The organism is Bacillus sp. EB106-04-04-XG123 (assembly GCF_058791855.1).
Genome location: NZ_JBYTDZ010000007.1, coordinates 1 through 20,778 on the forward strand (window position 1 = coordinate 1; position 20,778 = coordinate 20,778).

24 protein-coding genes, 1 rRNA gene and 2 other annotated features are annotated in these 20,778 nt (G+C 41.4%); all 25 genes read left to right on the plus strand.

The features are described from left to right. Nucleotides 1-75 (plus strand): 5S ribosomal RNA (gene rrf / locus AC3WTB_RS18315); the annotation flags it as partial. Nucleotides 76-252: 177 nt separating this feature from the next. Further along, a complete protein-coding gene (locus AC3WTB_RS18320) occupies nt 253-717 on the plus strand; it encodes a CtsR family transcriptional regulator (protein ID WP_003217184.1) in 465 nt (154 codons plus the stop codon). 14 nt (nt 718-731) lie between these two features. Continuing rightward, entirely contained in the window at nt 732-1,289 is a 558-nt protein-coding gene (gene mcsA / locus AC3WTB_RS18325; protein WP_024425862.1) for a protein-arginine kinase activator protein McsA, read from the plus strand. Nucleotides 1,290-1,293: 4 nt separating this feature from the next. Beyond that, the gene (gene mcsB / locus AC3WTB_RS18330; RefSeq protein ID WP_492334082.1) at nt 1,294-2,385 is read left to right on the plus strand and encodes a protein-arginine kinase McsB; all 1,092 of its coding nucleotides are present in this window, start codon (nt 1,294-1,296) and stop codon (nt 2,383-2,385) included. Continuing rightward, nucleotides 2,382-4,817, plus strand: coding sequence for an ATP-dependent protease ATP-binding subunit ClpC (gene clpC, locus AC3WTB_RS18335; protein ID WP_492334083.1), 2,436 nt, complete (start codon nt 2,382-2,384; stop codon nt 4,815-4,817). Before mcsB ends, clpC begins: the two co-directional genes overlap by 4 nt. A gap of 93 nt (nt 4,818-4,910) precedes the next feature. Continuing rightward, nucleotides 4,911-6,290, plus strand: a complete 1,380-nt coding sequence (gene radA, locus AC3WTB_RS18340; protein WP_025092231.1) for a DNA repair protein RadA — start codon at nt 4,911-4,913, stop codon at nt 6,288-6,290. 2 nt (nt 6,291-6,292) lie between these two features. Further along, complete coding sequence (disA, locus tag AC3WTB_RS18345) at nt 6,293-7,372, plus strand: DNA integrity scanning diadenylate cyclase DisA (RefSeq protein ID WP_024425581.1); 1,080 nt, start codon at nt 6,293-6,295, stop codon at nt 7,370-7,372. A 153-nt stretch (nt 7,373-7,525) separates the two neighbouring features. Then, nucleotides 7,526-8,626, plus strand: coding sequence for a PIN/TRAM domain-containing protein (locus tag AC3WTB_RS18350; RefSeq protein WP_047203808.1), 1,101 nt, complete (start codon nt 7,526-7,528; stop codon nt 8,624-8,626). 13 nt (nt 8,627-8,639) lie between these two features. Beyond that, complete coding sequence (ispD, locus tag AC3WTB_RS18355) at nt 8,640-9,326, plus strand: 2-C-methyl-D-erythritol 4-phosphate cytidylyltransferase (RefSeq protein ID WP_041084742.1); 687 nt, start codon at nt 8,640-8,642, stop codon at nt 9,324-9,326. 6 nt (nt 9,327-9,332) lie between these two features. Beyond that, entirely contained in the window at nt 9,333-9,809 is a 477-nt protein-coding gene (gene ispF, locus AC3WTB_RS18360; RefSeq protein WP_492334084.1) for a 2-C-methyl-D-erythritol 2,4-cyclodiphosphate synthase, read from the plus strand. A 94-nt stretch (nt 9,810-9,903) separates the two neighbouring features. Beyond that, nucleotides 9,904-11,355 carry a glutamate--tRNA ligase gene (gene gltX, locus AC3WTB_RS18365; protein ID WP_492334085.1) on the plus strand — a complete coding sequence of 484 codons (1,452 nt, stop codon included), beginning with the start codon at nt 9,904-9,906 and terminating at the stop codon, nt 11,353-11,355. Further along, nucleotides 11,355-11,581: a binding site (T-box leader), on the plus strand. (Overlaps the previous gene by 1 nt.) Nucleotides 11,582-11,663: 82 nt before the next feature. Then, nucleotides 11,664-12,317 (plus strand): serine O-acetyltransferase, encoded by a 654-nt coding sequence (gene cysE, locus AC3WTB_RS18370; RefSeq protein ID WP_034283914.1) that lies wholly within the window; start codon nt 11,664-11,666, stop codon nt 12,315-12,317. Continuing rightward, on the plus strand, nt 12,314-13,714 hold the full coding sequence (cysS, locus tag AC3WTB_RS18375; protein ID WP_034283904.1) for a cysteine--tRNA ligase: 1,401 nt from the start codon (nt 12,314-12,316) through the stop codon (nt 13,712-13,714). The genes cysE and cysS overlap by 4 nt, the downstream gene beginning before the upstream one ends. Before the next feature lie 3 nt (nt 13,715-13,717). Further along, nucleotides 13,718-14,149 carry a Mini-ribonuclease 3 gene (locus tag AC3WTB_RS18380; protein ID WP_247544715.1) on the plus strand — a complete coding sequence of 144 codons (432 nt, stop codon included), beginning with the start codon at nt 13,718-13,720 and terminating at the stop codon, nt 14,147-14,149. Then, a complete protein-coding gene (gene rlmB / locus AC3WTB_RS18385) occupies nt 14,133-14,882 on the plus strand; it encodes a 23S rRNA (guanosine(2251)-2'-O)-methyltransferase RlmB (protein WP_024425588.1) in 750 nt (249 codons plus the stop codon). Before AC3WTB_RS18380 ends, rlmB begins: the two co-directional genes overlap by 17 nt. 2 nt (nt 14,883-14,884) lie before the next feature. Next, nucleotides 14,885-15,397 carry a ribosome-dependent mRNA decay endonuclease Rae1/YacP gene (rae1, locus tag AC3WTB_RS18390; RefSeq protein WP_024425589.1) on the plus strand — a complete coding sequence of 171 codons (513 nt, stop codon included), beginning with the start codon at nt 14,885-14,887 and terminating at the stop codon, nt 15,395-15,397. Between the two features lie 63 nt (nt 15,398-15,460). Beyond that, nucleotides 15,461-16,117: an RNA polymerase sporulation sigma factor SigH gene (gene sigH, locus AC3WTB_RS18395; protein WP_008345424.1), complete on the plus strand. Its 657-nt coding sequence runs from the start codon at nt 15,461-15,463 to the stop codon at nt 16,115-16,117. Nucleotides 16,118-16,193: 76 nt separating this feature from the next. After that, nucleotides 16,194-16,343, plus strand: a complete 150-nt coding sequence (gene rpmG / locus AC3WTB_RS18400) for a 50S ribosomal protein L33 (protein WP_008356502.1) — start codon at nt 16,194-16,196, stop codon at nt 16,341-16,343. Between the two features lie 34 nt (nt 16,344-16,377). Further along, the gene (gene secE, locus AC3WTB_RS18405) at nt 16,378-16,554 is read left to right on the plus strand and encodes a preprotein translocase subunit SecE (RefSeq protein ID WP_008345422.1); all 177 of its coding nucleotides are present in this window, start codon (nt 16,378-16,380) and stop codon (nt 16,552-16,554) included. Nucleotides 16,555-16,725: 171 nt separating this feature from the next. Continuing rightward, nucleotides 16,726-17,259, plus strand: a complete 534-nt coding sequence (nusG, locus tag AC3WTB_RS18410; RefSeq protein ID WP_003217197.1) for a transcription termination/antitermination protein NusG — start codon at nt 16,726-16,728, stop codon at nt 17,257-17,259. A 171-nt stretch (nt 17,260-17,430) separates the two neighbouring features. Next, a complete protein-coding gene (rplK, locus tag AC3WTB_RS18415; protein ID WP_003216956.1) occupies nt 17,431-17,856 on the plus strand; it encodes a 50S ribosomal protein L11 in 426 nt (141 codons plus the stop codon). Between the two features lie 99 nt (nt 17,857-17,955). After that, the gene (gene rplA / locus AC3WTB_RS18420; protein WP_492334086.1) at nt 17,956-18,654 is read left to right on the plus strand and encodes a 50S ribosomal protein L1; all 699 of its coding nucleotides are present in this window, start codon (nt 17,956-17,958) and stop codon (nt 18,652-18,654) included. Nucleotides 18,655-18,703: 49 nt separating this feature from the next. Next, nucleotides 18,704-18,844, plus strand: a sequence feature (ribosomal protein L10 leader region). Nucleotides 18,845-18,913: 69 nt separating this feature from the next. Beyond that, nucleotides 18,914-19,414, plus strand: a complete 501-nt coding sequence (gene rplJ / locus AC3WTB_RS18425) for a 50S ribosomal protein L10 (protein ID WP_024425590.1) — start codon at nt 18,914-18,916, stop codon at nt 19,412-19,414. 48 nt (nt 19,415-19,462) lie between these two features. Then, nucleotides 19,463-19,828 (plus strand): 50S ribosomal protein L7/L12, encoded by a 366-nt coding sequence (rplL, locus tag AC3WTB_RS18430; protein ID WP_008345418.1) that lies wholly within the window; start codon nt 19,463-19,465, stop codon nt 19,826-19,828. A 96-nt stretch (nt 19,829-19,924) separates the two neighbouring features. Then, nucleotides 19,925-20,530, plus strand: a complete 606-nt coding sequence (locus AC3WTB_RS18435) for a class I SAM-dependent methyltransferase (RefSeq protein ID WP_024425591.1) — start codon at nt 19,925-19,927, stop codon at nt 20,528-20,530. Nucleotides 20,531-20,778: the final 248 nt, after the last annotated feature.

Below are 20,778 nucleotides of genomic sequence, written 5' to 3' on the forward strand. Positions count from 1 at the left end.
GAACACGGAAGTTAAGCTCTTCAGCGCCGATGGTAGTTGGGGGTTTCCCCCTGTGAGAGTAGGACGCCGCCAAGCTTCTATCAGGATCAGTTCCATTTGGAACTGGTCTTTTTTGTGTTTTTTGGAGGTTTGGCACCATATAAATGTGGAAATAATATTGTTAGTTGAGCGATTATCTTGAAAAATCGACCGAAAAAATTTATAGTAAGATTAAAGTCAAATATAGTCAAAGTCAATGGAGGAGGAGGCGGAGTGGCACAAAATATTTCTGATATCATCGAGCAGTATTTGAAGGAAGTCTTGGATCAGAACGGTCGAGAAATATTAGAAATTAAACGCAATGAAATTGCAGATAAATTTCAATGCGTACCTTCACAAATTAACTATGTTATCAATACACGCTTTACGAGCGAGAGAGGCTATATCGTTGAAAGTAAGCGTGGCGGCGGTGGCTATATCCGCATCATTAAAGTCAAAATGAATGATGAAGTGGACTTATTGAACAACATTATTTCCCAAATATATCATCGTTTATCACAGGCTGCATCTGATCACATCATCATGCGTCTTGTTGAAAATAACATTTTATCTGAAAGAGAAGCTAAGATGATGATTAGTGTCATGGACCGTTCTGTATTGCATATTGATTTACCTGAACGTGATGAACTGCGAGCTCGGATGATGAAAGCGATGTTAAATGCTCTGAAATTAAAGTAAAGCGGGTGAAAAGATTGATTTGTCAAGAATGTAATGAGAGACCAGCCACTTTTCACTTTACGAAAGTTATAAATGGAGAAAAACAAGAAATGCACATATGTGAACAATGTGCAAAAGAAAACAGTGACTCATATGCTATGAGTGGAAACCAAGGTTTCTCGATTCACAACTTATTATCAGGCTTATTAAATATTGATCCTAGCTTCACCACAAGTGCTAACAAGGGCTCATCTATTTTTCAAGAAGCGAAAGAAGTGGATCAATGTCCTAAGTGTGGCTTAACCTTTCAGCAGTTCAGAAAAACAGGCCGATTTGGCTGTGCAGAATGCTATCGCACATTTGATCAGTATCTGAACCCTGTTTTACGGAAAGTCCATAGTGGAAATACAGTCCATAATGGGAAAGTCCCAAAACGAATTGCCGGCAGCCTGCATGTCCGCCGGAAACTTGAGTTAATGCAGCAAGAGCTGAAGCAGCTGATTGAACAGGAAGAGTTCGAAAAAGCAGCGGAAGTTCGAGATCAAATTCGTGCATTAGAGCATGAGCAATCTCAGCAGAGGGAGGGAGATTAACGACATGTCGCTCCAGCATTTTATTCAAGACGCTCTAAGTCAGTGGATGAAACAAAAAGGACCAGAAAGTGACATTGTTCTAAGCAGTCGAATCCGGCTAGCGCGCAATCTAGAGCATGTTCGTTTCCCAACTCAGTTTTCTCAAGAAGAAGCTGAAGCTGTTCTCCAGCAATTCGAGCAAAAGTTTGCTAGCCAGGAAGTGAAGGACATTGGAAACTTTGTTCTGATTCGAATGAATGAAACGCAGCCTTTAGCAAAGAGGGTACTTGTTGAAAAGCACTTGATCAGCCCAAATTTAGCTGAATCAAGATTTGGCGGCTGTTTGCTTTCTGAGAATGAAGAAATTAGTGTGATGTTGAATGAAGAAGACCATATTCGAATCCAATGCTTATTCCCAGGTTTTCAGCTAGCCAATGCACTAAAAGCGGCTAATCAGGTAGATGACTGGATTGAAGATCAAGTGGATTATGCATTTTCTGAAAAGCGAGGATACTTAACAAGCTGTCCGACTAATGTAGGTACAGGTATTAGGGCTTCGGTCATGATGCATTTACCGGCATTAGCGCTCACGAGACAAATGAATCGTATTATTCCCGCCATTAATCAATTAGGACTTGTGGTCAGAGGAATTTATGGTGAGGGCAGCGAAGCAATAGGGAACATCTTTCAAATTTCAAATCAAATGACACTTGGTCAATCAGAAGAAGACATTGTAGATGACTTGAATAGTGTGACCGCTCAGCTCATTGAACAAGAGCGATCTGCACGAAAAGCTTTATATCAAACATCTAAAATTGAACTTGAGGACAGAGTGTACCGGTCCTTGGGAATTTTGGCCAATTGTCGTATGATTGAATCAAAAGAAACAGCAAAGTGTTTGTCAGATGTGCGGCTTGGAATTGATTTAGGTATCATTAAGGGGCTTTCAAGTAATATACTGAATGAACTCATGATTTTGACCCAGCCTGGCTTCCTTCAACAATATTCAGGAGGAGCCTTGGAGCCAAATGAACGAGATATAAAACGAGCAGCGATTATTAGAGAAAGGCTGCGCTTAGAAATGCATAGGAATGGACAGGAGGATGAAACGATATGATGTTTGGAAGATTCACTGAAAGAGCTCAAAAGGTATTAGCACTTGCACAAGAAGAAGCCATTCGCCTAGGCCATAAGAATATTGGTACTGAGCACATTTTACTTGGCCTTGTACGTGAAGGGGAGGGCATCGCTGCCAAAGCGTTAGAAGCACTGGGCCTTGTTTCAGATAAAATCCAAAAAGAAGTCGAAAGCTTGATTGGAAGAGGGCAAGAGGTGTCTCAAGCTATTCCTCATTATACGCCTAGAGCGAAGAAGGTCACTGAGCTTTCAATGGATGAAGCAAGAAAGCTAGGTCATTCCTATGTAGGGACAGAACATATTCTATTAGGTCTTATTCGTGAGGGAGAGGGTGTCGCTGCCCGTGTCTTAAATAACCTCGGAGTGAGCTTAAATAAAGCACGTCAGCAAGTCCTGCAGCTGCTTGGAAGCAATGAAACAGGTGCATCTGCGGCAGGCTCTAATAGCAATGCAAATACACCAACACTTGATAGCTTGGCAAGAGATTTGACTGCTATCGCAAAAGAGGACAGCTTGGACCCAGTCATTGGCCGAAGCAAAGAAATTCAACGTGTCATTGAGGTCCTAAGTAGAAGAACAAAAAATAACCCTGTGCTGATTGGTGAGCCTGGTGTTGGTAAAACAGCCATCGCAGAAGGTCTTGCACAGCAAATTATTCATAACGAAGTGCCTGAAATCCTACGTGATAAACGAGTAATGACACTGGATATGGGAACTGTTGTAGCTGGAACGAAATATCGTGGTGAATTCGAGGATCGTTTGAAAAAAGTCATGGACGAAATTCGTCAGGCAGGAAATATCATTCTCTTTATCGATGAGCTTCATACACTCATTGGTGCTGGTGGAGCAGAGGGTGCGATTGATGCGTCTAATATTCTAAAACCATCTTTAGCACGTGGTGAGCTTCAATGTATTGGGGCGACAACGTTAGATGAGTACCGTAAATACATTGAAAAGGATGCTGCGCTTGAACGACGTTTCCAGCCAATTCAAGTAGATCAGCCTTCTGTTGATGAGAGTATTCAAATCTTAAGAGGACTTAGAGACCGGTATGAAGCACATCACCGTGTGTCTATTACAGATGAAGCGATTGAGGCGGCAGTGAAGCTGTCCGACCGTTATATTTCTGACCGATTCCTTCCAGATAAGGCGATTGATTTAATTGATGAGGCAGGTTCGAAAGTCCGTTTACGTTCGTTCACAACACCGCCTAACCTAAAAGAACTAGAGCAAAATCTGGATGAAGTACGCAAGGAAAAGGATGCGGCAGTTCAAAGTCAAGAATTTGAAAAAGCAGCTTCTCTTCGCGATACAGAGCAGCGTTTGCGTGAAAAAGTAGAAGTCACAAAGAAATCATGGAAAGAAAAGCAGGGACAAGAGAATTCAGAGGTATCTGTAGATGATATCGCAATGGTCGTTTCCAGCTGGACGGGAGTGCCTGTTTCGAAAATTGCTCAAACGGAGACAGATAAGCTTCTGAATATGGAACAATTGCTCCACTCTCGTGTGATCGGGCAGGATGAAGCCGTTGTTGCTGTAGCGAAAGCTGTGAGACGTGCGCGTGCAGGCCTAAAAGATCCAAAACGTCCAATCGGTTCCTTTATCTTCTTAGGACCAACAGGGGTTGGTAAAACAGAGCTTGCAAGAGCACTCGCCGAGTCTATTTTCGGTGATGAAGAAGCAATGATCCGTATTGATATGTCTGAATACATGGAGAAACACTCTACATCCAGACTTGTAGGGTCACCTCCAGGATATGTCGGTTATGATGAAGGTGGACAGCTGACTGAAAAAGTGAGAAGAAAACCTTATTCTGTCGTTCTATTAGACGAGATTGAAAAGGCGCATCCAGATGTATTTAATATCTTACTGCAAGTATTAGAAGATGGTCGTCTGACGGATTCTAAAGGGCGTACCGTTGACTTTAGAAATACGATTTTGATCATGACATCAAACGTTGGAGCTAGTGAGTTGAAGCGCAATAAATACGTTGGCTTTAACGTGCAGGATGAAAGTCAAAATTACAAGGATATGAAAGGCAAAGTGATGGGCGAGTTGAAACGTGCGTTTAGACCTGAGTTTATCAACCGTATTGATGAAATCATTGTCTTCCACTCGCTAGAGAAGAAACATCTCAAAGAGATCGTGTCTCTCATGTCTGATCAACTGACAAAACGATTAAAAGAACAAGACCTATCAATTGAATTGACGGAAGCAGCAAAAGCGAAGATTGCCGACGAAGGAGTAGATCTTGAGTACGGTGCGCGTCCGTTAAGAAGAGCGATTCAAAAGCATGTAGAAGATCGACTTTCTGAGGAGCTTCTGAAGGGCAATATTGAAAAAGGTCAACATATCGTATTAGATGTGGAAGATGGAGAAATTGTCGTAAAAGCGACGGCTGCTACGAACTAATATAGTAAGAAAAAAGTGTGAGGCATACCAGCAAGGTGTATGCCTCCCTTTACTTATTTTCTGACCAGTATAAGGAGTTGTATTCTTCAATCTATGGCTAAGACAAAATCAAAATTTATATGCCAATCGTGCGGTTATGAGTCAGCCAAATGGATGGGGAAATGTCCAGGCTGCGGCACGTGGAACAGTATGACAGAAGAGGTCGTTCGCAAAGAGCCGGCAAACCGTCGTAGTGCTTTTAATCATTCTGTTCAAACCATTCAAAAACCTTCACCTATATCTGCAATTGAAACATCCGAAGAACCCCGAATTAAAACGAATTTAGAAGAATTTAACCGAGTATTAGGAAGTGGAATTGTCAAAGGCTCTCTTGTTCTCATTGGCGGAGACCCTGGGATTGGGAAGTCCACATTATTATTACAAGTATCAGCACAGCTTTCAGATAAAAATCAGAATGTGTTGTACATATCTGGTGAGGAGTCCATTAAACAAACGAAGCTAAGAGCGGACCGCCTTGGCATTGAAAGCGCCTCTTTACATGTTTTGGCTGAAACCGATATGGAGTATATAACGTCTGCTATACAGGAGATGAAACCGGCTTTTGTTGTGGTGGATTCGATTCAAACCGTTTATCAAAGCGATATCACGTCAGCTCCCGGCTCTGTATCTCAAGTAAGAGAATGTACAGCACAGCTGATGAAAATTGCCAAGACAAATGGGATTCCTATTTTTATCGTTGGTCACGTGACCAAAGAAGGCTCGATCGCAGGTCCGCGACTTTTAGAGCATATGGTGGACACGGTTCTTTATTTTGAAGGCGAGCGTCATCATACATTTCGTATCTTACGGGCGGTCAAAAACCGATTTGGTTCAACGAATGAATTGGGGATTTTTGAAATGAGAGAGGAAGGACTCACGGAAGTATTGAACCCATCAGAAATCTTTTTAGAAGAGCGGTCGGCAGGTGTATCTGGTTCGTGTGTTGTTGCCTCAATGGAAGGAACAAGACCCGTACTTGTCGAGATACAGGCATTAATTTCCCCGACAAGCTTTGGGAATCCGCGAAGAATGGCCACTGGCCTTGATCATAATCGAGTATCGCTGCTCATGGCAGTTTTAGAAAAACGCGTGGGGCTGCTCTTGCAAAACCAAGATGCGTATTTAAAGGTCGCAGGCGGTGTGAAGCTTGACGAACCGGCGATTGACTTAGCTATTGCCGTCAGTATTGCATCAAGCTTTAAAGACGCAGCGCCGCATCAAGCGGATTGCTTTATAGGAGAGGTCGGTCTGACGGGAGAAGTCAGAAGAGTATCAAGAATTGAACAGCGAGTGCAGGAAGCTGCGAAACTAGGATTTAAGCGAATGTTTATTCCTCAGGCGAATATAGACGGATGGAAAAAGCCGAGAGGGATTGAGTTAGTTGGTGTAGAAAATGTAGCGGAGGCACTTCGAATTTCACTAGGGGGATCATAGAAATGGAAAAAGAGAAAAAAGGAGCGAGAGAACTCGATCTCTTAGATATTGTACAGTTTGTGGCACCAGGAACACCTCTGCGGGCAGGGATTGAAAACGTCTTGCGAGCCAATACTGGCGGGCTCATTGTTGTTGGTTATAATGACAAAGTAAAGAGTGTGGTAGATGGAGGATTTCACATTAATTCTGCCTTCTCCCCAGCACATTTATATGAATTGGCGAAGATGGACGGGGCTATTATTCTTAGCGATTCTGGTCAAAAAATCTTGTATGCGAATACACAGCTGATGCCAGATGCCACCATCCATTCATCGGAAACAGGCATGAGGCACCGGACGGCTGAGCGTGTAGCGAAGCAGACAGGCTGCTTAATCATCGCCATTTCTGAACGGAGGAACGTCATTACCTTATACCAAGGGAATCGTCGTTATACGCTGAAAGATATTGGTTTTATTTTAACAAAGGCGAATCAAGCCATTCAAACACTTGAGAAATATAAAACCATTTTAGATCACGCCATTTCTGCGTTAAGCGCCCTAGAATTTGAAGAGCTTGTGACCTTTGGTGATGTATTATCCGTGCTGCACCGCTACGAAATGGTACTCAGAATCAAAAATGAAATCAATATGTATATCAAAGAGCTCGGAACAGAAGGACACTTGATCCGTCTGCAGGTCAATGAGCTGATTACAGATATGGAGCAGGAAGCGGCTTTATTTATTAAAGATTACGTGAAAGAAAAGATCAAAGATCCGTATGTGCTGCTTAAACAACTTCAAGATATGTCGAGCTTTGAGCTTTTAGATGATTCCATTCTGTACAAGTTACTTGGATATCCAGCTTCTACAAATATTGACGAATATGTGTACACAAGAGGATACAGGTTGCTCCATAAAATCCCTAGACTGCCAATGCCGATCGTTGAAAATGTGGTTGAAGCATTCGGTGTGCTAGATCGAATTATGGAAGCGGATGTACAAGAATTGGATGAAGTAGAAGGAATTGGAGAAGTAAGAGCGAAAAAGATAAAAAAAGGATTAAAAAGGTTACAAGAAAAACATTATATCGACCGTCAGCTTTAAGAAGAGAAATTTTTCTCTATTACGGTTAAAAATGGATGAATATGGGTATATTAATGATGGTTTTGTTTTCTGTTGCTCATGATAGGAAACTTAAACATATATCAATGTCAGATGAAGGTGGATTGACAGATGAAAAATAAAGGAGGTGAAGGTATGTTAAAAAGAATCGTTCAGGCGTTTTTTATCATTTTTGGTGCAGTTGTGGGGATTTTTATCATTCCAGAGTTATTTCTGCTTTTAAATGTAAAGGACATACCTTTCATAACAAATGCTTACTCTTCAGCACTAATAGGAGCCGCTGTATTCTTGATCATCGGCAAATGGTGCACAGGTTATGTGGTAAATTGGGTGAAATGGATCGAGGATTCTCTATTGAAGGCGCCTCTTCCTGATCTTATATCTGGAAGTTTCGGATTAGTATTTGGACTTATTCTAGCATATCTTATTGTAAACGTGATCCCGCTAAACAATATCCCATATCATATTTTTGGTACCATTATTCCGATTTTCCTGGCTTTCTTTTTAGGATACCTTGGGTTTCAGGTAGGCTTTAAGAAGAAGGATGAAATGATGGGGCTGTTCTCCCGGTCTGCAAAGGTCAGCAAGAAAAAAGGAGCAGCTGATGATGAACCTGAAATAGAAGATAAAAAGCTGAAAATTTTAGACACAAGTGTTATCATTGATGGAAGAATCGCAGATATTTGCCAAACTGGATTCTTAGAAGGCGTCATGGTCATTCCTCAATTTGTACTCGAGGAATTACAGCATATTGCAGACTCCTCAGATGTGTTAAAGAGAAATAGAGGCCGAAGAGGTCTTGATATTTTAAATCGTATTCAAAAAGAGTTGGATATTAAAGTTGAAATTTACGAAGGTGACTTCGAAGACATTCAAGAGGTTGATAGCAAGCTTGTGAAGCTCGCGAAATTAACTTCAGGTGTTGTTGTGACCAATGATTTTAATTTAAATAAAGTATGCGAACTTCAAAAAGTAGCAGTGTTAAACATCAATGATCTAGCCAATGCGGTTAAACCGGTTGTACTGCCTGGGGAAGAAATGAAGGTACAGGTCATCAAAGATGGGAAAGAGCATAACCAAGGTGTTGCTTACTTAGATGACGGTACGATGATTGTGGTCGAAGAAGGACGCAATTACATTGGAAAAGACATCGATGTACTCGTCACAAGTGTGCTGCAGACTGCTGCTGGAAGAATGATTTTTGCGAAGCCAAAACTTCTGGAGAAGGCGCTCTAAAGGGAGAACGAACATGTATTATGAAGTAGTTATTCCGGCTGCGGGGCAGGGGAAACGAATGAAGGCCGGCCGCAATAAGCTTTTTATCGAGCTGAAAAGAATGCCGGTCATCATTCATACATTAAAGGTGTTTGACGCTCATTCACAATGCAAACGCATGATCCTAGCGATCAATGAGGAGGAGCGTCAAGACTTTGAAAGGCTACTCAAGGTACACGCTTTTCAAACGCCTGTTTCACTTGTCACTGGCGGTGAAGAACGTCAGCAAAGTGTATACGAAGGATTAAAGGCTGTGAAAGATGCGGACATCGTGCTTGTTCATGATGGGGCAAGGCCTTTTATTAAGCATACACAGATTGACTTGCTCGTTAAAGCAGCGATTGAAAAAGGCTCCGCAGTTGTAGCGGTACCAGTGAAAGACACAATCAAACGCGTTCAAGAAGGCAAAGTGGAACAAACCATTGAACGTCAGAGCTTGTGGGCGGTCCAGACCCCACAAGCTTTTCGTCATTCTATTTTAAAAGAGGCGCATGAACATGCGGAGCGGACAGGCTTCCTTGGAACAGATGACGCCAGTCTTGTTGAACAATTACATGGCGAGAATGTGTATATTGTCCAAGGAGACTATACCAATATTAAGCTGACAACACCGGATGATTTATTAGTTGCCAAGGCAATTATGGATGCGGAAAGAGGGTAATAGATCATGTTGAGAATAGGACAAGGCTTTGATGTACATCAATTAACAGAGGGGAGACCTCTGATTATCGGCGGGGTCACCATCCCTTATGAACAGGGACTGCTAGGGCATTCAGACGCTGACGTACTGCTTCACACAGTGGCAGATGCCTGCCTGGGTGCGATTGCTGAAGGAGATATCGGCAGACATTTCCCAGACACAGATCCTGAGTTTAAGGATGCAGATTCTTTTAAATTATTGCAGCATGTGTGGGCACTTGTGAAAGAAAAAGGTTACACACTTGTGAATATTGACTGCACCATCATGGCGCAAAAACCAAAAATGGCACCTTACATTCAACCAATGTGTGAGAAAATCGCAGAAGCACTTGAGGCAGATGTCACACAGGTGAACGTCAAAGCAACAACGACAGAGAAACTCGGATTTACAGGAAGAGGCGAAGGAATTGCCTCTCAGGCAACAGTGCTTCTTCAGAAAAAGTAAAATCCATTTTGATGAGAATGGGTTTTGATGATAAAATACGTTTATAAAAAATTGGTGTCAGACAACATGATGCAGATGAAAGGAAGTTAAACTCATGGGAAATGAAGTGCGTGTTCGTTATGCACCGAGTCCAACTGGTCATTTACATATTGGGAATGCTAGAACGGCTCTTTTCAACTATTTGTTCGCACGCAGCCAAGGCGGCAAATTTATTATTCGAATCGAGGATACGGATCAAAAGCGTAATGTAGAAGGCGGGGAGGAAAGCCAGCTTCGCCACCTGCAATGGCTAGGTATTGATTGGGATGAGAGCATTGATAAAGATGGCGGTTACGGTCCTTACAGACAATCAGAGCGAAATGATATTTACAAAAAATATTATGACGAGCTCTTAGAGAAGGACTTGGCGTATAAGTGCTATTGTACGGCTGAAGAGCTAGAGGCAGAGCGTGAAGCACAAATCGCCCGCAGTGAAATGCCTCGATATTCTGGTAAATGCAGTCATTTATCAAAAGAAGAAGAGGACAAGCTGGTTGCTGAAGGAAGAGAGCCAAGCATCCGCTTCCGAGTGCCAAAAGGAGAAATCATCAAATTTGACGACATGGTTAAAGGCGATATTTCGTTTGAAACAGACGGCATCGGTGATTTTGTTATTGTGAAGAAAGATGGCACGCCAACTTATAACTTTGCCGTAGCCGTGGATGATCATTTGATGAAAATGACTCACGTTCTTCGCGGAGAGGATCATATTTCAAATACGCCTAAACAAATTATGGTTTTTAATGCATTTGGCTGGGATGTTCCGCTATTTGGACATATGACGTTGATTGTGAACGAAAACCGCAAGAAATTAAGTAAACGTGATGAATCAATTATTCAATTCATCGAGCAATATAAGAATTTAGGATATTTACCTGAAGCTCTGTTTAACTTCATTGCATTACTTGGATGGTCTCCAGTGGGCGAAGAAGAACTGTTTACAAAAGAGCAATTCATCGACATTTTCGATGTGAATCGACTTTCTAAGTCACCAGCTCTATTTGATATGCATAAACTAAAATGGGTGAACAACCAATACGTGAAAGCACTTGATCTTGATCAGGTTGTGGCACTAACACTTCCGCATCTTCAAAAAGCAGGCAAGGTAAGTGAGCAGCTGACAGAAGAAGAAAACACATGGGTACGCAAGCTTATTTCTCTGTATCACGAACAATTAAGCTACGGAGCAGAAATTGTTGAGTTAACAGAGTTGTTCTTTAAGGAGCAAATTGAGTATAATCAAGAGGCAAAGGAAGTTCTAGCAGAGGAGCAAGTACCAGAAGTGATGGCATCTTTTGCAGGTCAGCTTGAACAGCTTGAGTCTTTCACACCTGATGAAATCAAGGCTGCCATTAAAGCGGTACAAAAAGAAACAGGGCATAAAGGCAAGAAACTATTCATGCCGATTCGTGTGGCTGTCACAGGACAAACGCATGGCCCAGAACTTCCGCAAAGTATTGAATTACTAGGTAAAGAAACGGTATTAAACCGCATTAAACAAATATAAGGAAATCGTTGCGAGGGAGAAGTACAATGTACTCGTCCATCACAGAAAGAGTCTCCACCGGCTGAAAGAGACTTATGGGCAGACGTTGGAAATGCACCCTCAAGACCCTTGAGGAACACGTACGTTAGTATGCAAGGGCGGTATCCTCCGTTATGGGATTAAGTTGAGAAGGCTGAAAAGTGGCTTTCTAAACAGAGTGGAACCGCGTTTTCAAAACGTCTCTGTCATTTGGCAGAGGCGTTTTTTATTTGTCCAAAAAAAGAGAGCAAGTCCTAAGAGAGATTGATGGGGAAGAACGGGGGGAGCATGTGTTTTTCAAAATGCTGAAAGAAGATATTGATACTGTGTTTGATCAAGATCCTGCTGCTAGAAGCTATATTGAAGTAGTGCTAACCTATTCAGGGCTTCATGCGATTTGGGCTCACCGTATTGCGCACGCATTTTATAAGCGGAAGCTGTATTTTATTGCGCGGATCATTTCTCAGGTCAGCCGTTTTTTCACAGGGGTGGAAATTCACCCAGCGGCAACCATTGGCAGGCGGTTCTTCATTGATCACGGCATGGGCGTTGTGATCGGGGAAACATGTGAAATTGGAGACAACGTCACTGTTTTCCAAGGCGTGACATTAGGGGGAACAGGGAAAGAAAAGGGAAAGCGGCATCCGACCATTTTAGACGATGCCCTTATTGCGACAGGTGCCAAGGTGCTTGGTTCCATTACAGTTGGAAAAGGAGCCAAGATTGGAGCGGGGTCGGTTGTGTTAAAGGACGTACCCGACCATTCCACCGTTGTCGGTATACCTGGGCGAGTCGTCGTTCAAAATGGAAAGAAAATCAATCGTGATCTCAATCATCAAGATTTGCCAGATCCAATTTCCGATCGTTTTAAAGAATTGGAACGAGAAATGGAAAAGCTAAAAGGTGAGCTGGCTTCATTGAGCAGAAAGGAAGAACAATCATGACAATCAATATTTATAATACATTGACACGTAAGAAAGAAGAATTTGTCCCGCTTGAGCCAGGAAAGGTCAAGATGTATGTGTGCGGACCAACCGTTTATAACTACATTCATATCGGGAATGCTAGACCTGCTATTGTTTATGACACTGTACGTAAGTATTTAGAATACAGCGGTTACGATGTGAACTTTGTATCAAACTTTACAGATGTGGATGATAAACTCATCAAAGCAGCCAATGAACTCGGAGAAGATGTGCCGACAATTGCTGACCGGTTTATCCAAGCTTACTTTGAAGACGTCAGTGCACTAGGCTGCAAAAAAGCAGACCTTCACCCGCGAGTAACGGAAAACATGGATGATATCATTGCGTTTATTGCGACATTGATTGAAAAAGGCTACGCCTATGAAGCAGATGGCGACGTGTATTACAGCACACGTTCATTTGAAGGGTATGGAAAGCTTTCTCACCAATCAATTGATGAGCTGAAGACAGGCGCCCGTATTCGTGTAGGTGAAAAGAAACGAGATGCACTGGACTTTGCTCTTTGGAAGGCTGCAAAGGATCAGGAAATCTCATGGGATAGCCCATGGGGCGAAGGACGCCCAGGCTGGCACATTGAATGCTCGGCAATGGTCAAAAAATATTTAGGTGATACGATCGACATTCATGCTGGAGGACAGGATCTAACATTCCCGCACCATGAGAATGAAATTGCCCAATCTGAGGCTTTGACAGGGAAGCCTTTTGCGAAGTATTGGATGCATAACGGGTATATTAATATTGATAATGAAAAAATGTCAAAATCACTTGGCAACTTTGTGCTGGTGCATGACATTGTGAAAGAACAAGATCCTGATGTCCTGCGCTTCTTTATGTTGTCGGTTCACTATCGTCACCCAATTAACTACTCAATGGATTTATTAGAAAGTACAAAGAGTGCGTTTAACCGACTCAAAACATCGTATGCGAATTTACATCACCGTCTCGAGAGCAGCACGAATATCACGGAAGACAATGCTGAATGGCTGGCAAAAATTGAAGAACAGCGTGCGACATTTATTTCTGAAATGAATGATGACTTCAATACAGCAAATGCGATCTCTGTTTTATTCGAATTAGCGAAACAGGCGAATTATTATATGGAAAATGATCATACTTCGGAGGAAGTGATCAAGGCATTTATCGGTTTGTTCCAAGAAATTACGTCTGTTCTTGGCTTCTCATTAGAAGAAAAGCACACGCTTGACGAAGAGGTAGAAGCGTTAATTGAAAAACGTAATGAAGCTAGAAGAAATCGTGATTTTGCCCTATCTGATCAAATTCGTGACCAATTAAAGAACATGAATATTGTGTTGGAGGACACTCCTCAAGGTACTCGCTGGAAAAGAGGAGAATAGGCAATGTTGAATTTTGAAAAGCTGAAAGACGGTAAACAGCTGAACGGACTTGCGCTAGCTTATATGGGTGATGCCATTTTTGAAGTATATGTGAGGCATCACCTCCTCCAAACGGGGGCGACAAAACCAAATGAGCTGCACAAACGAGCAAGCAAAATTGTTTCAGCTAAATCACAGGCTTCTATTTTATTTACGCTTCAGCAGCAAGGCTTTTTCACTGAAGCAGAAGAAGCGGTGCTGAAAAGAGGAAGAAACGCAAAATCAGGCACAGTGCCTAAAAACACGGACGTTCAAACGTATCGTTATAGTACAGCGTTTGAAGCGCTCATGGGTTATTTATTTATCGAAAAGCAGGACGAACGCTTAGAAGAGCTGATTGGTCAGGCGATTGAAATTGGAACGTCAGGGAGGAAGACAAATGAGTCAGCAACATGATTATGTCATTGGGAAAAATGCAGTGATTGAGACACTGAAGTCAGATCGGGAGTTATACAAGCTCTGGATGGCAGAAAACACTGTAAAAGGACAAGCCCAGCAGGTCATTGAACTCGCTAAAAAGCAAAATATCACCATTCAGTATGTTCCGAGGAAAAAGCTTGATCAAATGGTGACAGGTCAGCACCAGGGAATCGTTGCACAAGTAGCAGCATATGAATATGCAGAATTGGACGATCTGTATCAAATTGCTGAAAAGCGGAATGAGCAGCCATTCTTTCTGATTTTAGATGAAATTGAAGATCCGCATAATTTAGGATCGATTATGCGTACGGCAGATGCTGTAGGGGCACACGGGATTGTCATTCCAAAAAGGAGAGCGGTCGGTCTAACAACAACAGTTGCTAAGGCATCCACTGGAGCAATTGAGCATATTCCTGTTGCAAAAGTGACCAATCTTTCAAGAGCCCTTGATGAAATGAAAGAAAGAGGAATCTGGGTTGCGGGAACAGATGCGTCTGCTAAACAGGATTACAGACAATTTGATGGTACAATGCCGCTGGCTCTTGTGATTGGCAGTGAAGGAAAAGGTATTGGGCGATTGATTAAGGAAAAGTGTGATTTTCTGATTAAACTGCCTATGGCCGGGAAGGTTACTTCTTTAAATGCATCAGTTGCCGCTGGTCTATTGATGTATGAAGTGTATCGAAAACGTTATCCGTTAGGAGAATAGAGATGGATATCCTCTTAGTCGATGGATACAACATGATAGGTGCATGGCCTCAGCTGCAGCACTTAAAGGAAAACAGCTTTGAAGAAGCCAGAGACGTGCTGATTCAACATTTAGCAGAATATCAAGCATACACAGGGTATCGAGTCATTGTCGTATTCGATGCCCATATGGTCAAAGGAATTGAAAAGAAGCGGACCAATCACCGAGTAGAGGTCATCTTTACGAGAGAGAATGAAACGGCGGATGAGCGGATTGAAAAGCTGGCGCAGGATTTGAATAATATTCGGACGCAAATTCATGTGGCAACCTCTGATTTTACGGAACAATGGGCTATTTTTGGACAAGGAGCTCTTCGGAAGTCGGCTCGTGAGCTTTTAAGAGAGATTGAAGTGATAGAACGAAAGATTGAAACGAGAGTCAAAAAGATTACTTCTGATAAACCAGCATCTAAGATTGAATTGTCAGAAGATGTATTGAAAACGTTTGAAAAATGGCGGCGCGGGAATCTGGAATAGCTTGACGATATTTCAACCATTAATGTATAATATTTCTATCTAGGTGCGGTCGGGGGGATCGAAGTGAATCTAAACAACAGCAAGGGTAAGTCCATCAGAGAGCAATTTTGCCAGTTGGAAGATGAACAAGTCATTGAAAGGGTTCATGTCGGAGATAGTGATGCGCTAGATTATTTAATAACGAAATACCGCAATTTTGTACGTGCGAAAGCAAGATCTTATTTCTTGATAGGAGCGGATCGAGAGGACATTGTCCAAGAGGGAATGATCGGACTTTATAAGTCTATCCGCGATTTCAGAGAGGACAAGCTTACTTCATTTAAGGCTTTTGCAGAGTTATGTATTACCCGCCAAATTATCACCGCAATTAAAACAGCTACTCGCCAAAAACATATCCCGTTAAATTCCTATGTATCATTAGACAAGCCGATCTACGATGAAGAATCGGACAGAACATTATTGGATGTCATTTCCGGTGCTAAAGCGCTTAACCCAGAAGACTTAATCATTAGCAAAGAAGAATTTGATGATATCGAAATGAAGATGGGTGAACTGCTTAGCGAGCTGGAAAGAAAGGTACTTGTGCTTTATCTTGATGGCAGATCCTATCAAGAGATTTCTGAAGATTTAAACCGTCATGTGAAATCAATTGATAACGCACTCCAAAGAGTAAAGAGAAAATTAGAGAAATATTTAGAGCTTCGCGAGATTAGTCTCTAATCAAACCTATATTGACAGCTTTTTCGACACTGTGATAAGGTACTAATGAAATGATGTCGAGAAAATAGGTGTAAATATGAGGAAAAAGATTACTCTAGCCTGTAAAGACTGCGGAAGCCGCAATTATACGACAATGAAAAGTGTTGCTTCAGCAGCTGAAAGATTAGAAGTTAAGAAATATTGCAAGACTTGTAATTCACATAAAACACATTTAGAAACGAAGTAAGATTTGCGTTCTTTATTCTGTGGAGGTCTTTTACATGCGTATTATCAGTTTCTTAAAAAGTGTCGGAAAAGAAATGAAAAAGGTCAGCTGGCCAAAGAAGAACGAAATGGTCCGCTATACAATTACTGTTATTTTAACAGTCGTATTCTTTGCCATCTTTTTCTCTTTTCTTGATATAGGAATCTCACAATTAATCGAATTAATTCATTAATACTTGAATAATGGTCTGCTGAACGTGCTATAATAGATCATAATATGACTTGCCAAAAAACCCGTTTTACGGGTTTTTTCAATTGCTTGAAAATATTTACCGGTACTCGAGATTCGTCAAATAGACATTATGAAATGTGGGGAGGGAAGGACTAAATAGTCCTGAACGAAAATGGAAAAGAATTGGTATGTTGTGCATACGTACTCTGGCTATGAAAACAAAGTAAAAGCGAACTTGGAAAAGCGTGTTGAATCAATGGGCATGCAGGATAAAATCTTCCGCGTCGTCGTACCAGAAGAAGAAGAAACAGATATTAAAAATGGTAAGAAAAAAGTCGTCAAAAAGAAAGTATTCCCTGGCTATGTCCTAGTGGAAATCGTGATGACTGACGACTCTTGGTATGTTGTTCGTAATACACCGGGTGTCACTGGATTCGTTGGATCAGCTGGATCAGGCTCAAAGCCAACTGCGCTGCTGCCAGGCGAAGCTGAAACCATTCTGAAGAGAATGGGTCTTGAAGAACGCAAAACAGAAATCGACTTTGAGCTCAAAGAAACAGTTAAGGTTATCGATGGACCGTTTGCTAACTTCACTGGCTCTATTGAAGAAATTGATTACGATAAAAGCAAAGTCAAAGTATTCGTTAATATGTTTGGTAGAGAAACACCTGTTGAACTTGAGTTCACGCAGATCGATAAATTGTAATTCAAAAGAGCTTGAAATGAGTGTATAGAAGTGGTAATATAGCAAAGGTACGTCTTGAGTTCACTCAAGATCGCTAGCTAGTTATTTCGTCATTCATATAAAGAATGAAGTTGTTGAGTGGGAGGGGGATTCCCCTATTACCACATCACGGACTTTAAGGAGGTGTGTCTCGTGGCTAAAAAAGTAGTTAAAGTTGTTAAATTGCAAATTCCTGCTGGAAAAGCTAACCCAGCTCCACCAGTTGGACCTGCACTAGGTCAAGCCGGTGTTAATATCATGGGATTCTGTAAGGAGTTTAACGCTCGTACAGCTGACCAAGCTGGTCTTATCATTCCTGTTGAAATTTCGGTTTTTGAAGACCGTTCATTTACATTTATTACTAAAACTCCACCTGCTGCAGTTTTACTTAAAAAAGCAGCTGGTATTGAGTCTGGTTCTGGTGAACCTAACCGTAATAAAGTGGCAACTGTTAAGCGTGATAAAGTACGCGAAATCGCGGAAACAAAAATGCCTGACTTAAACGCTGCTAGCGTTGAATCAGCTATGCGCATGGTTGAAGGTACTGCACGCAGTATGGGTATTGTCATCGAAGATTAATTTTTTGTCTTGTTGGGTTGCGAGTTTGGTTTTGACAAGTTCGCAACCCTTATTCGTGGGAGGTTATTCCGCTAAAACCACATAAGGAGGATTTTTATAATGGCTAAAAAAGGTAAAAAGTATGTAGAAGCTGCTAAGCTGATCGAACGTACTAAAGCGTATGATGTAGCTGAAGCTGTTTCTCTTACAAAAAAAGCAAATACAGCGAAATTTGATGCGACTGTAGAAGTTGCTTTTCGTTTGGGCGTAGACCCTCGTAAAAACGATCAACAAATCCGCGGTGCAGTTGTACTTCCTAACGGAACTGGTAAAACTCAACGCGTTCTTGTGTTCGCTAAAGGCGAAAAAGCAAAAGAAGCAGAAGCTGCTGGAGCAGACTACGTTGGAGATTCTGATTACATCACTAAAATCCAACAAGGTTGGTTCGAATTCGATGTAATCGTTGCGACACCTGACATGATGGGTGAAGTTGGTAAGATCGGTCGTGTACTTGGACCAAAAGGTCTTATGCCAAACCCTAAAACAGGAACTGTAACGTTCGAAGTTGAAAAAGCAATCAATGAAATCAAAGCTGGTAAAGTAGAATACCGCGTTGATAAAGCTGGTAACATCCACGCGCCAATCGGAAAGGTTTCTTTCGAGGACGAAAAGCTTGTTGAGAACTTTGCAACAATCTATGACACAATCCTTAAAGCAAAACCTGCAGCGGCTAAAGGTGTATACGTGAAAAACGTTTCTGTTACATCTACTATGGGCCCTGGCGTGAAAGTGGATCCATCTTCTTTCTCTACAAAATAATTCTTGACTTATGACAAACATTTTGATAATATCAAAATGTTGTAAAATAGAATAATGTCCATTTATACCGTAGACAGCAGGGGCCTTATGGCTTAATTAACCCGCCGAGGTGTATATGTCACAGTCTTACGTTAACGTATGCTTGTATATACAGCCTCCATGTCTTAATGGAGGCTTTTTATATGGAGAACCGTTCGTTAGGAACGTGATGGCCTGATCGGTATAAGTGTTACACAAAGAATGTACAGGAGGTGTAACCATGAGCAATGCAATCGATACTAAAAAAGTTGTCGTTGATGAAATTACTTCTAAATTTAAAGATAGTATGTCTACTGTCATTGTAGATTACCGCGGTCTTTCAGTTTCTGAAGTGACTGAACTTCGTAAACAGCTTCGTGAAGCTGGCGTAGAATTCAAAGTTTACAAAAACACTTTGACTCGCCGTGCAGTTGAACAAGTTGAACTAACGGGTTTAAACGATTTCTTAACAGGTCCAAACGCTATCGCATTCAGTAACGAAGATGTTATCGCACCTGCGAAAATCATCAACGAATTTGCGAAAAGCCACGAAGCTTTAGAAATCAAAGCTGGTGTCATCGAAGGAAACGTAGCGACTGTAGAAGAAGTGAAGGCTCTTGCGGAACTTCCGTCTCGCGAAGGCTTACTTTCTATGTTGCTTAGCGTTCTTCAAGCTCCAGTTCGTAATCTTGCTCTTGCTACTAAAGCAGTTGCAGATCAAAAAGAAGAACAAGGCGCTTAATGCGTACTTTACGTTTACGTAAAAAAACTTAAAATGGAGGAATTACAAATGGCTTTAAATATCGAAGAAATCATTGCTTCAGTTAAAGAAGCAACTGTACTTGAGTTAAACGACTTAGTAAAAGCAATCGAAGAAGAATTTGGCGTAACTGCTGCTGCTCCTGTAGCTGTAGCTGCTGGTGGCGGTGCTGCTGCTGAAGAAAAAACTGATTTTGATCTAGTACTTGCTGGTGCTGGAGACCAAAAAATCAAAGTTATCAAAGTGGTTCGTGAAATCACTGGTCTTGGCTTGAAAGAAGCTAAAGAACTTGTTGACAACACTCCAAAACCACTTAAAGAAGGTATTGCTAAAGAAGAAGCTGAAGAACTTAAAGCTAAGCTTGAAGAAGTTGGCGCTTCTGTAGAAGTTAAGTAATCTTCGCCTAATCTTTTGGGAAAGCTCGCTTTTACTGGCGGGCTTTTTCTTTTCTAATCTCCTGAAACGATTGAATCCAGAGGAGGTCCATTCACCATGAGTGACCACTATTATACGGAAAAGCCATCAGTGAAAAGCAATAAACAGACATGGGACTTCACCTTGAGAAACCGTACCTTTACTTTTACAAGTGACAGTGGAGTGTTTTCTAAGAAAGAAGTCGACTTTGGTTCAAGGCTTTTAATTGAAGCTTTCGAAGAACCTGACTTGGATGGCGATGTCTTAGATGTCGGTTGCGGTTATGGACCGATCGGCTTATCGTTAGCAAACGAAATGACTAGCCGTACCATTCATATGATTGATGTGAACGAAAGAGCAGTCGAACTTTCAAAGGAAAACGCTAAACATAATCGCATTGATAATGTTCGCATCTATCAAAGTGATTTGTTCTCGAATGTTCATTCCTCAGCTGCTTTTGCCTCTATACTGACCAATCCCCCAATACGGGCAGGGAAGAAAGTTGTACATGCGATCTTTGAAAAAAGTGCTGATCATTTATTGCCGGAAGGTGAGTTGTGGGTGGTTATTCAGAAAAAGCAAGGTGGACCATCTGCGATTGAAAAATTAGAGCAGCTCTTTGGAGAAGTCGAGGTTGTATTGAAAAAAAAGGGCTACTATATAATCAAAGCTAAAAAAGTTTGACGCAGTTTCCTAGCTGTGTTAACATTATAAAATGCCAATGTGTATATTTTGCTTGATAGGCTTAAAAAACAACTATTTTGTATAAATTATGCATACTTGGGAAAACTAATAAAATCGGTATTTGTTTTTGGATGTGGTTTTCTTATTTTAGAAACCCTTTTTTCTTTTGTCTTGTAAAAGTATTTCTTTACTGACATTTGAAAGACAGAAATACTTTTTACACATATAATACGCATGATTTGAGGGGT

Bases quoted from the DNA above. Each gene is read 5' to 3' on its own strand.
- ispD (WP_041084742.1), top strand. From the start codon at position 8,640: ATGTATTATGAAGTAGTTATTCCGGCTGCGGGGCAGGGGAAACGAATG.
- cysS (WP_034283904.1), top strand. From the start codon at position 12,314: ATGACAATCAATATTTATAATACATTGACACGTAAGAAAGAAGAATTT.
- rlmB (WP_024425588.1), top strand. From the start codon at position 14,133: ATGAGTCAGCAACATGATTATGTCATTGGGAAAAATGCAGTGATTGAG.
- secE (WP_008345422.1), top strand. From the start codon at position 16,378: ATGCGTATTATCAGTTTCTTAAAAAGTGTCGGAAAAGAAATGAAAAAG.
- rplL (WP_008345418.1), top strand. From the start codon at position 19,463: ATGGCTTTAAATATCGAAGAAATCATTGCTTCAGTTAAAGAAGCAACT.
- ispF (WP_492334084.1), top strand. From the start codon at position 9,333: ATGTTGAGAATAGGACAAGGCTTTGATGTACATCAATTAACAGAGGGG.
- AC3WTB_RS18350 (WP_047203808.1), top strand. From the start codon at position 7,526: ATGTTAAAAAGAATCGTTCAGGCGTTTTTTATCATTTTTGGTGCAGTT.
- disA (WP_024425581.1), top strand. From the start codon at position 6,293: ATGGAAAAAGAGAAAAAAGGAGCGAGAGAACTCGATCTCTTAGATATT.
- rae1 (WP_024425589.1), top strand. From the start codon at position 14,885: ATGGATATCCTCTTAGTCGATGGATACAACATGATAGGTGCATGGCCT.
- gltX (WP_492334085.1), top strand. From the start codon at position 9,904: ATGGGAAATGAAGTGCGTGTTCGTTATGCACCGAGTCCAACTGGTCAT.
- rplJ (WP_024425590.1), top strand. From the start codon at position 18,914: ATGAGCAATGCAATCGATACTAAAAAAGTTGTCGTTGATGAAATTACT.
- AC3WTB_RS18380 (WP_247544715.1), top strand. From the start codon at position 13,718: ATGTTGAATTTTGAAAAGCTGAAAGACGGTAAACAGCTGAACGGACTT.
- AC3WTB_RS18435 (WP_024425591.1), top strand. From the start codon at position 19,925: ATGAGTGACCACTATTATACGGAAAAGCCATCAGTGAAAAGCAATAAA.
- radA (WP_025092231.1), top strand. From the start codon at position 4,911: ATGGCTAAGACAAAATCAAAATTTATATGCCAATCGTGCGGTTATGAG.
- nusG (WP_003217197.1), top strand. From the start codon at position 16,726: ATGGAAAAGAATTGGTATGTTGTGCATACGTACTCTGGCTATGAAAAC.
- rplA (WP_492334086.1), top strand. From the start codon at position 17,956: ATGGCTAAAAAAGGTAAAAAGTATGTAGAAGCTGCTAAGCTGATCGAA.
- clpC (WP_492334083.1), top strand. From the start codon at position 2,382: ATGATGTTTGGAAGATTCACTGAAAGAGCTCAAAAGGTATTAGCACTT.
- mcsB (WP_492334082.1), top strand. From the start codon at position 1,294: ATGTCGCTCCAGCATTTTATTCAAGACGCTCTAAGTCAGTGGATGAAA.
- rpmG (WP_008356502.1), top strand. From the start codon at position 16,194: ATGAGGAAAAAGATTACTCTAGCCTGTAAAGACTGCGGAAGCCGCAAT.